Here is a 15,952-nt window from a genome sequence, read left to right on the forward strand (position 1 = left end):
TCCCCACTCCTTAGTGTTGCTGCATTTCTTTTAGGATTTTCTTAAGTAGCTCGTATTACAATACGGATGGTCCACCTAAGCGGCTTATATCAGTCCGATTGTTTGTTGTAACACTATTATCTAGCACTATTAAGAATAGTTTTATATTATCAGGCGGATTTACATTAGTAAAACGAATATTTATAATAGATTTATAAGATTTTCTAATACAAAGGAGATTAGATTGTGAAAACATATTATGCTTTTATTAAAGCCATAGAAACAGGCAGTTTTACTAAAGCTGCTGAAGAACTTGGCTATACCCAATCTGCTATTAGTCAAATGGTGCATTCATTAGAAGAAGAACTTTCTGCGACTCTTATTTTACGTTCACGAAAGGGTATTACTTTGACACCGGATGGCGAAGAATTTTTACCTTATATCAAAAGGGTATGTAATTCGCATAGGGAACTGACAGAAAAACGCAAAGAGATGGAAGGTTTACAAAGCGGACTCATTCGAATTGGAACGTTCTCCAGTGTTACATGCCATTGGCTGCCTGGACTGATAAAAGAATTCAAGGAACATTACCCCACTGTTCATTTCGAATTACAGCAGGGTCATTATACAGATATTTCCAATTGGATTCATGAAGGAACCGTCGATTTTGGCTTTGTAAATTCTAATGCTGTATCAGGTCTCTCTACATTTCCCCTAAAAGAAGATGAAATGATGGCCGTTTTGCCAGCAAATCACCCTTTAGCCTCTTCCGACGATGTCCCTTTGAATGAATTAGCAAATGGACCTTATATACTTTTGGATGAAGGAGCAGTTCACGATCCATTAATGATATTTGACCAAAATGGTCTTAAGCCCAATTTACAATATCGTGTATATGATCCATATGCGATTATATCCATGGTTGAACAAGGTCTTGGATTATCCATTCTACCAAAACTTGTATTAAACAGGTGTCCTTATAATATTGTAATAAAACCGATTTCCCCATCTATTATTCGAACAATTAGCCTTGCTTATAGGGATAAGAAGGTATTACCAATAGCAAGCAGATATTTCATTGACTTTATCATTGATAGACTAGGTCAATTAACTAATAATGAGACTAGTTGAGACACCTTATCTTATCTCTAAATATAAAGGCTTAAATGGCTATTAAAAGTACATTACTTACAGGTAAGAAAGCAGTTCCTTACCTGTACTATGTCTTCCACATATTGGCTTAACAACTTTCATTTAAGTCCATCATTGATACATTAAGAACCCCTTCTCAACATGATGCTTATTTATTTAATAGGCTTTGTTAAATAATTCTGTTGATTTTGATTAAAACGATGAATGTTCCATCATATATAAGAACATTCCTTTTGAAATGTACTATTTAAACCAGTACCTAATATAAGAAAGCAGGAGGAATATGAGCAAAAAACGAATTGCTTTAAGAATCAGCATTTTATTAATAGGAGTTTTGGTTTTTAATTCTTTTTCATCATATTCAGAGAAATTGACGAAATCTACAAACCTTTCCAATGAGTCTATTGGAGGAGTAAAAATCCACGAAAGCATAAATAATAGTAGTTTTATAACCCAGTATGACAAACCATTAAGTAAAGAAGATAATGACTTATATGATTATTACCATTGGAAAGGCGGATTAAAAACTGCTTCTATTAATTCTGGTAGTGATAAAGATTCTATAATGCGGTTAATAATAACTGGTACGGATAAAAAACCATTTGATAATCCTCTCCACACCAAAAAAGGAATTAAATTAGGTGATACAAAAGAAAAAGTTCTTTCTTTGTATGGAAACAAATATTACAAAAGTAATGAGCAAGGAACTGACATTATCGGATATATTGACCACAAACAAGAGATAACTTTAGAGTTTTGGTGTATCAATAGTGGTAAAGTTGCTGAAATTCGGTTAGATGATTCAATTGTTAAGTAAAAACATACCATTGTTGCATTTAAAAATTGTTTGAGACAGGGGATTCTGTCTCTTTTTGATTTTCTATTTTTAAAATGGGTACTTACTGTCTCACTTATTAGCGAGACTAATACAACACTAATCTTTAACAGAGCCATTTAATAAACATGCCTATTAATAAAAATGAGCAGTTTTATTGAAATCATGCTTCTTTTTATTTGGCTCTTTTTAAGATTGTTGTTTTTAATAAGTTCTGTGAGGCAATCCACTGTTAAATTGGGTTGATTGGAGCGTAAGGTACGAGACTCCTGCGGGATTAGCGGTAAAGGTGAGACCCCGCAAGCGCGCAGCTGAAGGAGGCTCGCCGCCCTCCCTGCGGAAAGCGGGCATCCTGGAAATCAACCACCCTGGTCCATAGCAACAAAGTTTACGAAAACAGCCTTTTATTTTTAATTCAAATTCTTAATTATCTCATCTGAAGTCATTTTTATTGCTATGTTATTCATTGCATAGTTTAAAGCGGCTTCTTGCCATTCGTCATTAATTGTTGAAGTTCCATCAGTCGAAATTACTACATGATATCCAAAATCTGCACCATCTCTACATGTATGCTCAACAGCCATATTAGTCCATACACCTGTCACGATTATGGTTTCAATGCCTAATCCTCTTAATAAAGTATCTAATTGAGTGCCATTAAATGCACTCATACGAGATTTTTCAATTACAAAATCCTCCGTTTTAGGCTCTACACCATCAACTGGTGCAGCGCCCCAGGTTCCTCTAACTATACTTCCTGTTTCAGCTATGGCTCTAAATATTGGGGCTCTATTACCAATGCCCTTTGCATCCTTTTCAACTACAAAATGATTATGGAATACAGGGATTCCTGCCTCTCTGGCCTTTTCAGCAATCGCTCTTATATTCTCAACGACATTTTGTTTCTTAGCATGCTCTACTGCACCTGAATTCTCAAACTTACCACCTTTTATCAAATTATCATTCTGTAGATCAATAATTAATAAAGCTGTTTTATTAGTATCAAATTTCAATTTCTGGTCATCCCTTCGGTTTATAAAATCAGTTTAAAAGGCCAGCCACTTTCGAAGCCTTTTTCGTTTCAATTTAAAGTGTGTTTAAAAATTTCCGACAATAGATGAACAATGACTATTTTATATAGCTTTCTATATTGGAAAAGCATCATTTTTAGAAACACGTAACATGTGTCCAGGAAAATATTTATTAAAATATTTTTCCACCCTATCATGGAGATTTTTTTCATACCACCGTGATTGTCCATGTTTTGCGAATAATGCTGGCATTCCCAATCTCTCTGAACGTTTCCCCATTGCACCATCCCCAATAGCTAAGGTATCAATCCAAATATGGTCACAAATCCCCTTTAATACTTTCGGAAAATCTGGGGTAAAGGGCAAAACGGGCGAGATAGAAGCTTGGGTCATTATTCCAGCTTCATGAACTTCTGTTAAGGCTTTTATCCGTAATTTAATTCCAGGTGCATATGGAGAAAATATTTGCTTAATATCTTCTCTGTCTGTTTCGATTGTCATGGATACAATCACATCGCATTTTTCTTTTAATTTTAATAATAAGTCAATATCTCTCGAAATCATTGGTCCTCGTGTTTGAATTTGAAGAAAATCAGGAGGATTATCAATCATTTCTTCTAATATCCCTCTTGTAATTTCTGCTTTATATTCAATCGGTTGGTAAGGATCTGTTGCGGAGGACATAAAAATGTTCAAGGGACTTTTTTTCTTTCGTAGTTTAATGATTTCATTGCGGCAGGTTTCTACCGCGTTTGTTTTAATGTCCAACCATTCTCCCCAGGGGATTTCTTTGAATCTTTGAATTGGCATTTCTCTTACATAGCAATACTTGCAAGCAAAGGCACAACCACTATAAGGATTCAATGAATGTGTAAAGCCCACATCCAAATATCCTTTTGCTTCAGTAAGAATTTTCTTTGCAAGTATTCCCTTTATTTCCATCCCCATTTCTGAACTCGCCTCTCTTTGTAATCTACTTCACTAAACACATTGAATATGATTTTTTGTATGGATTTGAATGTGTATTTTACAATCATTAACTGTCTGTATAACATGTAGGACGCATCCGTTTTTGGAACTCCTTACACACCAGTTGGAATCGCGGCGGCATAACTCAAACACATTATAAAGGATTAACTACAACAATCTTTCCATTGGCCTCATTGCTTTCCATCAAGCGATGTGCTTTACCGATTTCATCCAGAGGAAAAACATTTGCAATTGGAACATTAATTTCATGTTTTTCGATATGGTTTAATAGTTCAATGAACAATTGCTGTTTAAAATTTATACCGCTGTCAAACTGGGTAAAATATGCTCCAGATGGAATATCTATCATGGGCTCAAAGTTGTCCAATATCCATTCACCGCCCAAGATGCCCGTCATACACACAATTCCATGTTCTGACAGTAATTTCAGTGAATGTTTAACCGTCGCCGTGCCAACCAGTTCTAAAACTTTATTCACACCATTTGGAAAGAGAGAGAAAAGGTGGTCGGTTAACCTTTCATCATCAAGCAGTACAAAATCAGCACCCTTCTCTTTTAAAACTTCCAGCTTATTGACCTTTCGGGTAGTTGAAATTACCGTCGCACCTGCACTTTTAGCAAGTTGCAGTGCAGCTAAGCCAACAGAGCTTGTACCTCCGCGTATTAGCAGAGATTCCCCTTTAGCAAGCCGGAGTGTGTCAAAAAGGGAAGCAAATGCCGTATAATACATTTCGGGAATGGCAGCTAATTTAACCCAGTCCATATCGTTATTAATCGGATATACCTGAGAGGAAGGAATAAGGGCATATTCCGCATAGCTACCATCAAACTCACGTCCCAGACCACCCATCAGGGATACAACCCGTTGACCTTTTTCAAAAGAGCTATCTGACGGATCTTCAATTTCCCCGGCACACTCGATTCCAATAATTCGAGGGAGTTTTACGGAAGGAGAATCCCCTTGTCTTGTAAAAATCTCCGACCGGTTGATACCAAAAGCCTTAATTTTCACAAGCACCCACCCCGGCTTCACCTTAGGAATAGGTACATCCTTTACAGTTAATTCATATGCTGTACAGGGCTTTTCCAATATAACTGCTTTCATTTTAAGTCCTCCTTTTTCATTACTTTGTTATGAGACCTTCCTTTGTTAAGAAGTCTCTTGCCACATCTTCGGCTTTCTTTCCTTTCACACCAACTTCATAGTTCATTTTTTGCATTTGACGTTCGGTAATCTTTCCGGAAAGTTTGTTCAATGCTGGTACAATCTCAGGGTATTTATTTACCGTTTCTTTCCGCAATAAAGGTGACCCTTGATAGGGCGGGAAGAAATGTTTATCATCTTCAAGAACAACCAGGTGATATTTCTGCAGTTCACCATCCGTTGAATAGGCATTCATCAAATTTACTTTGCCTGTTTGAATGGCATGATACCTTACAGACGGATCCATTGTAACAATTTTAAAATGCAAACCATATTTCTGAGCCAAGCCTGGATATCCATCTTTGATGTCGGCAAACTCCGGATCAAAGCCGGCTGTTACATACTGTTCTACTTTTACGAGGTCAGAAATCTTTTTTAGATTATACTTTTTTGCAAAATCTTCTGGGATTGCTATCGCATAGGTATCGTTAAATTTCATTGGAGATAACAATGCCATATTATATTTTTTTGCCATGCCTTCTTTTGCTTGTGTGTAGACTTCTTTACTGTTTGTACTTTGAGGGTTCTCTTTTAGTAAGTTGGCAATCGCTGTCCCCGCAAATTCAGGATACATATCCACATCCTTCGATTTTAATGCATTAAAAACAAAGGTCGTATCGCCTAATCCTGTTCTTAGCTGCACCTTCAAATCTGTATTATCTTCTATCAGTAACTTATACATATTATCTAGTATTTCCGGCTCTGGACCGAATTTACCAGAGACAATAATCTCCTTTTGCTCTTTGTGAAAAAGTGTCGGACCAATTAGAGAACCAACGATTAGAATGATGATCAGCACAAAAGCACCAGAGGCGACCATTATCTTTTTGAAGGAAATTTTTTCGAGTCTTCGGAGCAGCAGATCAAAAATAATCGCTAAAAGTGCGGATTGCACAGCACCGAGAGTAATAAGTGAATAGTCATTACGGGATATTCCAAGTAGAATAATATCCCCTAATCCACCAGCTCCGATAAGTGAAGCAATCGTTGCAGTTCCTATTATAAAAATGGTAGCTGTTCTGATACCTGCCATGATGACAGGCATAGCTAGAGGAAGCTCGACTTTAAGCAATCTTTTTCGTGTATTCATCCCCATGGCGCTTGCAGCTTCCAATAAAGAGGGATCTATCTCTTTAATTCCTGTGTAGGTATTGCGTAACAGCGGAAGAAGCGCATAAGCAATTAGAGCTACCACAGCAGGAACGGTGCCGATTCCAAAAATCGGAATCAAAAGTCCTAACAAAGCTAAAGAAGGAATGGTCTGCAGCACTCCAGTAATCCCGATTATATATTCCGCTATCTTTTGTTTTTTTGTTAAAAAAATACCTAATGGAATGGCAATAATCAATGAGAAAAAAAGAGCGATTAACGATATTTCTATATGTTGTAAAAGAGCGTTCAAAATCTGAGAATTTCGATCTATTAATACACTTAACAAATTACTCATTCATTCACCCTCTTTCTTTTACATATTGGGAAAGGATTTTAAGTGCCTGTTGTCGGCGGATCATCCCAATTGTTTTTCCATTGTCCTCAACAAAAATTTGTTCGAAAGATGCTAAATACTCTATTACCTCATCTAACGGAGTTGATAAGGAAATATGCTTCGTACCAGATAAAAAACCTCCCTCTGCTGGAACAGGAATAATAAACTCCTTCAAATTAATCGATAATTTACGGCTGCCAACAAAATCACGCACAAAATCATTCACAGGATTGGATAAGAATTCATGAGGAGTACCAACCTGAACAATTTCTCCATCTTTCATCAGACAAATACGATCTCCCAACTTCAGCGCCTCTTGCATGTCATGAGTAACAAAAACAATCGTCTTTTTAAGTTTTCGTTGAATTTCCAGCATATCATCCTGCAATTTTTCCCGGCTAAATGGATCAAGTGCACTAAACGGTTCGTCCATCAAAATGATTTCAGGGTCTGCAGCTAAAGCCCTTATCACACCTATTCGCTGCTGCTGTCCGCCGGAAAGTTCACTTGGTCTTCGATTTCGATATTCTTTTGGATCTAGACCTACCATATTAAGCAATTCTTCAACGCGGGCACCAATCTTTTCTTTGTCCCAATTTACTAGTTCCGGTACAACGGCAATATTTTCAGCAATTGTCATATGTGGAAAAAGCGCAATTTGCTGAAGGACATAACCAATATTCCAGCGAAGTTCATTAATATCATAATCGCTTATTTTCTTCCCATTAATCCTGACCCAACCTTTTGATAGCTCTATGAGGCGATTAATCATCTTTAATGTGGTTGTTTTACCAGAACCACTGGGTCCGATTAAAACAAAAAATTCCCCTTTCTTTATTTCAAAATCTAAAGACTTAACGGCAAAGGTCCCATTTGGGAATTGCTTCATTACTTGTTCAAACCGAATCATTTTACCTCTCCTTTTTTGGATAATAGATAACTCTATTTCGTTTATAAAATGGACATATAATTACATAGACATCTATGTATTATATTAAAAAAAATTAAAACCTATTAAGGATTTTTTCTAATAAATGCTCGACCTGTTCTTTTTCAGAATCCGTAAATCCTCCATAAATCATTGTGTTCAATTTTTTTGAAATCTCATGAAAAATTGGTTCTAACTGAATACCTTTTTCAGTTAGATTAATTAAAGTTACTCTGCTATCCTCCCAACTCTTTATTCTCTCTACATAACCTAATTTTTGTAACTTATCAATTAAAACTGTTACTGTCGGCTGCGTGCGATGGATTTTTTTAACCAGTTCCTTCACGGATAATCCATTTTTTTCGTAAAGACACACTAAAATATCCCCATGGGAAGGGGAGATTCCATTCACACCGTGTTTGTTTAGTTCCGAAACAATTGTATTGTTTACTGCATCTCTAATCTTGCCAACCATAGAAGCTGTATTATATTTAATCATGCCACTATTATACATAGATATCTATGTTTTTTCAAGTTACATTAAACGGGCGCAAAGATGGACATTAAATAGCATCCTTAGTCAATAAGAAAATAAGCGGTCCCACTGCTTCCTTCTTCAATGAATCCGATAGTTAAATCGTCTAGTTTTGTGCAAAGGACGACTTACCCCATATGATCAATCTCACATTTACAATTTTTCAGCTATTGCCTATGAAGAGATATTATACTAATCCGTACTGTTCCAATCTATTGCATGTGAAGATTTATTAAAAGATGATGTTACCCTAATTTAAGAACCCATCTTTAACGAAAGGCCAGCTCGTATTCATTGCCGCAATGTAAAGTTGCAATATCTTACTGCAGCAAGTCTTTTACGAGCTAACCAATCGTTACCTTTGGAAGTAGTTTTCATTCTTTCATTTAGCACTATGACTTTTATCCATACCTCATCCAATTAATATTTTTTCCTCTGCATATCTAATTTTGGTACCATTACGTTTAGACATCCAGGCAAAAGCCATCGTTAAAGGCCCTATTCTTCCAATAAACATCATGATTGTGATAAGAATTCTTCCTGCAGGGGATAAGTCACTCGTTAATCCTGCTGACAATCCTACTGTCCCAAAGGCAGAAATCGTTTCAAAAAGAATTTTCTCCATATTTGCATGCTCTGTATATGTAAGTAAGAAGAAAATAATAAAGATAAAAATGACAGCACTGACGCTAATTGATAATGATTTATTTACCAACTGCCATGATATTCGTCTCTTAAAAATATTCACATCACCTTTATTAGATAAAAATGTCCAAAGAGTCAATAAAATAATGACAAAAGTGGTTACTTTAATCCCTCCGCCGGTAGAGCCAGAAGAAGCTCCAATAAACATTAGTACCATCATGAAGACCTGAGAGGGTAAGGTCATATGTCCGATATCAATTGTATTGAATCCTGCTGTACGAGTAACAACGCCCTGAAAATAAGATGCCCACACTTTATCTTCTAACCCCAATTTCCCTATAGTAGCAGAGTTATGATATTCCGAAGCAAAAATGATAAAAGTGGCAACGATATTAAGAATTAATGAGAACAATAAAACGACTTTGGAATGAAGAGTTAACTTTCTCCAAGATTTTTTTTGCCAAATATCCAATATTACGGTATAACCTATCCCGCCTATAATAAATAAAAACGTGATAACCAAATTAATTGCTGGATCTCCAACCCATTTACTTAAATTGTCTGGTTCAAGTCCAAATCCAGCATTGTTGAAAGCTGAAATCGAATGGAAAACACCATAATAAGCAGCTTTCCCCCATGTCATCTCATGAGACCAACGTACCGCTAAAACGATAGCACCCGCAATTTCTACAATTAGTGTAATGCGAATAATCTTTAAAACAAGTTTCACTACACCTGAAAGAGTAAATAAATTCAAGGAATCTTGAAGCAGCAATCTTTCTTTTATTCCTATTTTCTTTCCCAGGATGATGAACATAAATATACCTAAAGTCATAAAACCCGATCCGCCAATTTGGATTAAAAACAAAAGAACGATTTGTCCAAATACAGTAAACGTCGTGCCTGTATCCACCACTGCCAGTCCTGTTACACATACTGCAGAGGTCGCTTCAAACAAAGCATCGATTATGCCTAGTCCATTTCCTTCTTCCGTCGAAATAGGCAGCATCAATAGAAGCGTACCTATTATTATAAGGATGGAAAATCCTATTACAAGAATCTGTGCGGGATGTAGTTTAATTATTTTCCCCTTTTTTTAAAACAATTTCACTGATGTCTTTTCCCTTCTATACATTAAACGGTTAATGCGCGTATTCTTATAAAATTTAACGTTAATAGCTCGTTTCCTTTTGTGTATTTGCTTTAAATTGTCATTCTCCATTTGAAGCTGCTTATTTTCTCCCTAATTGGAGTCTTTTCATCCGGAAAGATGGATCCTTTTCCTTGAACTCACCGGACTTCTGACTTTGACTCACCCGCTTATCTAAGAAAGAAGGGGTAGTTATATTCCAGAATCAGATCCTTTCTTGGTTTCATTTTGATCAAGCGGTACGATCTGATGCTTGAATTCTGCAGTAAATGTCCGGCGTCTTTTTTAGTCATTATAGAACCTCATCTAGTATGATATCTGTTGTCTACTTGACCTTAATTTTTCTGTCCAACTTAGTGTAGCATATCCACTCATTTATTAAATAATGGTGCCTTCTTGAAGTTACTCACTTACAAAATGACTTAAAAACCCTTCACAATGGTCAAATCATGCCTAAAGAGAAAGCACATTCTCTAAAATAAGAGCATGTGCTTTGTATATGCATATGAATTTATATTTTTTGCCTATATGGCATATAGGGCTGAAGCGGAACATTGATGATCGATAATGGTATTTCCAAGGTATCACCAATTTGTATGCTATAAGGGTTTTGCAATTGATTTGCTTCTATTAAACCATCTGCAGTTAAACCATACTGTTCAGCTATATATTCAATAGTCTCCCCGGTTTCTATTCTATGTTCCCGGCCCGGCGTATTTTTTCAATCTTGCAAGCAGATTGTATGTTCTCCCCAATAAATGAATGGTCAATTTTACCGCTTTTTAATACCTCATTCATTGATCCATTGAGCATGGGCACATTCGTTCCATGGATAGAGCTGCAGATGCAAATCTGCTTCCTTTGCCGTCAGGGTGTTTCTTGGATCTACGGCAATCATATAGGGTTTGCCTGTTTTCTTCTTCCGTTCCATAATCTGCTCGAATAAAACGGTTCCAGTTTCCGCTAGGTTATGGCCAAAAAGCATATGGACTTCTGTTTCATCACATCATCAAGGGAGGCCGGGGTTCCATCTGCCCCAAAAGACTGAAGGAGGCAAAATTCTGTTGTAGCCGTTTTCAACAATAAGGTTCATAGCTTCATCCCAGGATGACGGCACCATCCCAGGATGACGGCACCATCCTTCCTCGGCATTCTTAATTAGGGGTGTTTTCAGCCGATCAGGGGGATTATTTGCATGCTACTGGTTTTCGCCTTTAGGCCCAAATCTTCCTCTTGTTGATCGGATGCTGCCCCTTCCCTTTAATCCTGGAAATCTTTCCGTCACTTACCGCAATGTAGCAGCCGCAGCCCACTGAACAGATGTTGCAGGTACTGTACACCCATTTATCTATTTCGCCTTGGCTGTAAATATTCTGGTCAATACGCTCCTTTTCCCATGCCACTGTGAAAACCTCCTAATTCGCGGGAGTGAAGATTTCACTATTTTTATTCCCTTGAAACAATCAGGGAAAAATCGTGGATTCTAACGATCGGCTACTCTTCTCCTAATATGGCGACAGGGCTGAAGGATTCATAGTGTACGTGTTCTTTTGATACTCCCCATTCATCCAAGGCTTTTATGATTGTCTCCATAAAAGGAAGAGAACCGCAAAGATAAAATTGGGCATCCATAGTGCCAGCATTAGCTTTTAGGAAGTTTAAATCAATGTAACCTTCTCTATCAAAGTTTTGGGAGGTCCTGTCCTCCTCTGTCGGCACGTCATAACAAACCAAGGACGTTATATTGCTGTGTTGACCGGCCAATTGCTTTAAATCCTTCCGGAAAGCATGGGTATTACTATTACGCGAGGAATGGATAAAGGTGATTTTCCTCGCTGTTTTTTCATTTGCAAGAGTTTGCAGCATACTGAATACCGGAGTAATCCCGATACCTCCGCTAATAAACACCACAGGCAAATCACCCTGCTCAAGGACAAAGTCACCTGCAGGAGCTGAAAACGGAAGTAAATCACTGGTTTGGATGTGGTTATGTAAAAAATTCGACACAATACCTTCCGGCGATATATCATGTTCGTCCTCCCGTTTCACGCTGATCCGGTAGTAATCCTTTCCTGCTGCTTCCGAAAGGCTATAATGGCGGATATGGGTATATTCTTCTCCAGGGACTTTAGCCTTAATGGTAAGATACTGTCCGGCTTTATAACCCGCGATTTCTTTCCCATCTTCTGGCCTCAGGTAAAAGGAAGTCACTTCGTCGCTTTCTTTCACCTTTTTCTCCACAATAAAGCTGCGGTAGCCTTCCCATCCCCCTGTTTGGCTTTTAGTTTCTGCATAAAGTTTCTTTTCAAGTTCAATAAAAGCATCGGAAATATAGCCATAAGCTTTCCCCCAAGCTTCTATGATTTCATCTGTAGCAGCATCTCCCAGAACATCTTTTACAGCGTCAAGCAGCGTCTCACCCACTACGGGATATTGTTCTGCTTTAATTCCAATTGCCCTGTGTTTTTGTGATATTCTCTCTATAACTGGCTTGATTGCATCGAGATTTGTTATATGCTCTCCAGCAGCATATACAGCGTATCCCAATGCTTCCTGCTGAAGTCCTCTTTTTTGGTTAGTCTGATTGAAGATATTATAAAGATCAGGAGATTTTTCAAATAATAATTTATAAAATCTTTTCCCAATTTCTTTACTATGTTCCTTTAATACCGGGGCAGTTGCCTGAACAATACTAATTGTTTTTTCATCAATCATATAAACACACCCTCCATTTAAATACTTTAAATAGTATCCTCTTTTTTAGGGACCAAAATACCTGCCTGGCATCCTTAGCAAATTATTTTTAAGAACATAGTATTATCCTTTGTTGTGTTCATTAAACACTAATCAGAAATGTTCCAAATGACGCCGGGGGAATCCATTTTATATTCAATGCAGAGATATGAGCGTATGAAACAGCGAATGGCTAAATTCTTACTCGACGGGAATCACACCCGCTATATGATACGGCCTAGGCTCAGCCGCACACGCACTCTATATGTTAAGTACATTCCCTCACAATATTTGTATTTTAAGACTTTTTCATTTTCAATAATTAAACTATTCAGGGGATTTTCAATAGCAAAACCCATTTTTAATATCAATGTATGATAAACTTTATTTACAGGCGTTATATGTCTATATCAATGGGGTGGACATTTGGAAAGTACGCATTTAATAGAAGTTAAAGAGATTCAGAACCTTACCAAGGGTCATGTATTATATTTTTTCGAGAATCAGGATCAGTATGTTTCAAATGTCGTAGACTTTATCATTTCCGGTTTAGAACTGAGTGAATATTGTATTATTGTAGAAAATGATCGATTTGTACCGTTGATAAATAAAAGGCTTAAAGTGTTAGTGAATGAAAGCCGTTTAAAGAAAGTGGTGTTCGTCAATAATTATGATTTCTATTTTGCCACGGGAGACTTTAGAATTAATTCTATTTTCGATTATCTTCCGAACTTAATTGGAGGTTATTCAGAACCCGATTTAGCTGTCCGCAGCTGGGCTCATGTAGAATGGCGGGATGAGCGGGAGATAAGTGAAAAATTATTGGATTCTGAAAATGAAGCGGATAAAATTGTTATGGAAACAAAAATTCTTTCTGTATGTGCCTACGATTCAGAAAGAGTTAGTAAAGAATTTAAGGAAAGCCTTCAAAATTGCCATAACTTTATTATAAACGAGGAGGGGTAAAGCAATAGGACAAACAGATTATTTCGCAGACCATATGTACACTTTCAGAATAATGACTAGTTATGAAAACATGTCCTGCAAAAAGTACCATTTGGAAACTACTGTATATTCCCGCTGGTGAATATACCTCTCATAAAGCTTATTTATTTTTTTACTCAGGGTGGATTCAGCAATTATATTTTTCATTTTGGATACAATATTGATTCGGAACTTACACTTTCTCCAAAGCCTTTCAGGAAATACGAACTAAGGAATCTGAACACTTTTCGACCTTGGTATCATTGTAATTAAATGGATATAGTGTTAGCCTTAGTGTGCATAGGTTGTTTCCTATGTAAAGGAGAGTAATACTATGTACAACAAGCCTGTGCATTTACTCTTTATTAAGGAACTTGGACGTTTACTAATTGAATTTAACAATTGTGGCGATGACCAAGTAAAGGATATAATCCATCAAGATATTTTTTTACTTCGAGATGCATTGCATTTGACTGCTATTGAATAGTGGTCTTTTTTAGTCCGCTTAATGGATCAACTACGAAAAAATCACTCAAGATAAGCTGCCAGAACATCTATCTGTCTCTCCAAGCTGGATAGGTGTTCCTGGTATTGCAGAAGCATATTGATGTACATATCCAAACTGAACAAATGGCTTTCATACACACCTTGTTGGAAAGGATTCCGCTTAGCCGAAACCATTAATTTGTCAGCCTTTTCCATCATCCAACTTGTGGATCGTTTAATACGCATTTCCTCAATATGCTCCAATATCTTTGCTTTACCTGCTTTTTCTTTTAAGGTCCAATAAATTGATAGATTAGCGACGATAGAGAGATTTTGATCAACGTTTTTTTTAATCATTAATAGTATTTACTTAATTAACATGATTTACAAATAAACCCTTGCTTTAATCAGGCAAGGTTTATTTTAATATTTTCAAGAACAACTTCGACATCCTTAAAATACCGTGACGCTTTTCTTTTTAGTGAAGCAGAGATCACACCATCTTCTCACTCAAAAAAGGAAAACAAAGATATGTTTTTTGAAAAAATAATTACCTAAATCTATTCCATAGCAAGTTCTACTATCATTACTTGGACCCGAATCCATGATGCAGAATTGGCAGGTAAAGCAATACATGCTCTTAGTAAGCTAGGAAACTTGAAAAAGGGCTGTTCGTCCGAACAGGACAACAAATAACGAGAAGTTGTTAAGTAAGATCAGTTAAACCCATGATCTTAAATCGTAGGCAGGTTAATAGGGACCGACTGGCAAACACAGAAAGATATGTACTAAAAACAAGTAAAGACCTAAGTCATGAAAAATTTTAAAAAATCATGACTTGGGTCTTTGATTGCTTCAGTATTACGTGTGGGAAACAATAATCTCGTATTCCCCATCTATCTCAAACTCTCCAAACCCAGATGGAATAATAAGATGTGTTCCTTTTGCCAAGGAATAGGACTCTCTATCATGAAGCAGTGTCCCTTCCCCCTTAATAACACTCAACAGCAAATATTGGTCATAAAACGAAAACAAAGCCTTTCCTTCGACAGTCCACTTATACACAGAGAAAAATTCAGATTTAACATAGGTTGTAATTGTGACATTTTCCAACTCTTCAACCATCGAATTGGTCAAAATATCTTGATGTGGAACTGTAGTCACATTAATTGCTTTTTCAAGGTGAAGGTCACGGAGATTTCCTTTGTCATCCCGGCGGTCGTAATCATAAACACGATAAGTTGTATCAGAGCTTTGCTGTGTTTCGAGTACCAGAGTTCCTTCGCATAAAGCGTGGACTGTACCGCTTGGAACATAGAAGAAGTCTCCCGGCTTTATCTTTACACGACGGAGCAGGTCGTTCCACTTTCCTTCATTAATCATGTTAATTAATTCTTCTGTTGTTTGTGCATTGTGGCCGAAAATCATATCGGCATCTTCTTTACAGTCAATGATATACCAGCATTCGGTTTTTCCTAGTTCGCCATTTTCATTAACTTTGGCATAGGCGTTATTTGGATGGACCTGAACGGATAAATCCATGTTTGCATCCAGTATTTTTGTTAAAAGAGGAAAAATCTCTTCTTTCGGATTTCCAAAAATCTCAGGATGCTCCCGCCAAAGATCGTTCAGAGCCGTTCCTGCATACTCACCATTTTCAACAACGGACGGCCCGTTTGGATGGGAAGAAATAGCCCAACACTCGCCTGTTTTATTATTGGGAATATCATAACCGAATTGTTTTTCCAAAGCAGTACCGCCCCAAATACGTTCTTTAAATACTGGTTTTAAAAATAATGGTTCCACTTATACAC

16 protein-coding genes are annotated in these 15,952 nt (G+C 37.0%); 4 read left to right on the forward strand and 12 right to left on the reverse strand.

From position 1 onward, the window contains the following. The first annotated feature begins 225 nt into the window (after window positions 1-225). Window positions 226-1,110 (forward strand): LysR family transcriptional regulator, encoded by an 885-nt coding sequence (locus ACN6MY_RS18635; RefSeq protein WP_419881510.1) that lies wholly within the window; start codon window positions 226-228, stop codon window positions 1,108-1,110. 304 nt (window positions 1,111-1,414) lie between these two features. Next, window positions 1,415-1,948, forward strand: coding sequence for a hypothetical protein (locus ACN6MY_RS18640; RefSeq protein WP_419881511.1), 534 nt, complete (start codon window positions 1,415-1,417; stop codon window positions 1,946-1,948). A gap of 428 nt (window positions 1,949-2,376) precedes the next feature. Here the strand turns inward: ACN6MY_RS18640 and ACN6MY_RS18645 are convergent, their stop codons facing one another. The 10 genes from ACN6MY_RS18645 to hmpA all read right to left on the reverse strand — a co-directional run bounded on the left by ACN6MY_RS18645 (window position 2,377) and on the right by hmpA (window position 12,650). Next, a complete protein-coding gene (locus tag ACN6MY_RS18645) occupies window positions 2,377-2,979 on the reverse strand; it encodes a cysteine hydrolase (protein ID WP_419881512.1) in 603 nt (200 codons plus the stop codon). Window positions 2,980-3,111: 132 nt separating this feature from the next. Further along, window positions 3,112-3,945, reverse strand: a complete 834-nt coding sequence (locus ACN6MY_RS18650) for a radical SAM protein (protein ID WP_419881513.1) — start codon at window positions 3,943-3,945, stop codon at window positions 3,112-3,114. A 175-nt stretch (window positions 3,946-4,120) separates the two neighbouring features. Continuing rightward, the gene (locus ACN6MY_RS18655; protein WP_419881514.1) at window positions 4,121-4,999 is read right to left on the reverse strand and encodes a zinc-binding dehydrogenase; all 879 of its coding nucleotides are present in this window, start codon (window positions 4,997-4,999) and stop codon (window positions 4,121-4,123) included. Window positions 5,000-5,111: 112 nt separating this feature from the next. Beyond that, a complete protein-coding gene (opuFB, locus tag ACN6MY_RS18660) occupies window positions 5,112-6,638 on the reverse strand; it encodes an osmoprotectant update ABC transporter permease/substrate-binding subunit OpuFB (protein ID WP_419881515.1) in 1,527 nt (508 codons plus the stop codon). 4 nt (window positions 6,639-6,642) lie between these two features. Beyond that, window positions 6,643-7,587, reverse strand: coding sequence for an osmoprotectant update ABC transporter ATP-binding subunit OpuFA (opuFA, locus tag ACN6MY_RS18665; RefSeq protein WP_419881516.1), 945 nt, complete (start codon window positions 7,585-7,587; stop codon window positions 6,643-6,645). Window positions 7,588-7,681: 94 nt separating this feature from the next. Then, window positions 7,682-8,104: a MarR family winged helix-turn-helix transcriptional regulator gene (locus ACN6MY_RS18670; protein ID WP_419881517.1), complete on the reverse strand. Its 423-nt coding sequence runs from the start codon at window positions 8,102-8,104 to the stop codon at window positions 7,682-7,684. Window positions 8,105-8,552: 448 nt separating this feature from the next. Next, a complete protein-coding gene (locus ACN6MY_RS18675) occupies window positions 8,553-9,797 on the reverse strand; it encodes a TrkH family potassium uptake protein (protein ID WP_419881518.1) in 1,245 nt (414 codons plus the stop codon). A 928-nt stretch (window positions 9,798-10,725) separates the two neighbouring features. After that, window positions 10,726-10,920, reverse strand: coding sequence for a hypothetical protein (locus ACN6MY_RS18680; protein WP_419881519.1), 195 nt, complete (start codon window positions 10,918-10,920; stop codon window positions 10,726-10,728). Between the two features lie 229 nt (window positions 10,921-11,149). Beyond that, entirely contained in the window at window positions 11,150-11,338 is a 189-nt protein-coding gene (locus ACN6MY_RS18685; RefSeq protein ID WP_419881520.1) for a hypothetical protein, read from the reverse strand. 91 nt (window positions 11,339-11,429) lie between these two features. Then, window positions 11,430-12,650 (reverse strand): NO-inducible flavohemoprotein, encoded by a 1,221-nt coding sequence (hmpA, locus tag ACN6MY_RS18690; protein WP_419881521.1) that lies wholly within the window; start codon window positions 12,648-12,650, stop codon window positions 11,430-11,432. 444 nt (window positions 12,651-13,094) lie between these two features. On the opposite strand from hmpA, the gene ACN6MY_RS18695 reads away from it, so the two are divergent. Both ACN6MY_RS18695 and ACN6MY_RS18700 read left to right on the forward strand, forming a co-directional pair. Further along, entirely contained in the window at window positions 13,095-13,634 is a 540-nt protein-coding gene (locus ACN6MY_RS18695) for an MEDS domain-containing protein (protein WP_419881522.1), read from the forward strand. Window positions 13,635-13,986: 352 nt separating this feature from the next. Next, the gene (locus tag ACN6MY_RS18700; RefSeq protein WP_419881523.1) at window positions 13,987-14,139 is read left to right on the forward strand and encodes a hypothetical protein; all 153 of its coding nucleotides are present in this window, start codon (window positions 13,987-13,989) and stop codon (window positions 14,137-14,139) included. Between the two features lie 41 nt (window positions 14,140-14,180). Here ACN6MY_RS18700 and ACN6MY_RS18705 read toward each other — a convergent pair whose 3' ends face one another. Together ACN6MY_RS18705 and manA are read right to left on the reverse strand one after the other, a co-directional pair. Further along, complete coding sequence (locus ACN6MY_RS18705; protein ID WP_419881524.1) at window positions 14,181-14,495, reverse strand: hypothetical protein; 315 nt, start codon at window positions 14,493-14,495, stop codon at window positions 14,181-14,183. Between the two features lie 504 nt (window positions 14,496-14,999). Further along, on the reverse strand, window positions 15,000-15,944 hold the full coding sequence (gene manA / locus ACN6MY_RS18710; RefSeq protein WP_419881525.1) for a mannose-6-phosphate isomerase, class I: 945 nt from the start codon (window positions 15,942-15,944) through the stop codon (window positions 15,000-15,002). Window positions 15,945-15,952 lie beyond the last annotated feature (8 nt).

Origin of the sequence: Peribacillus sp. B-H-3 (assembly GCF_048572925.1) — a bacterium.
In the GTDB taxonomy this organism is placed as follows: Bacteria; Bacillota; Bacilli; order Bacillales; family DSM-1321; genus Peribacillus.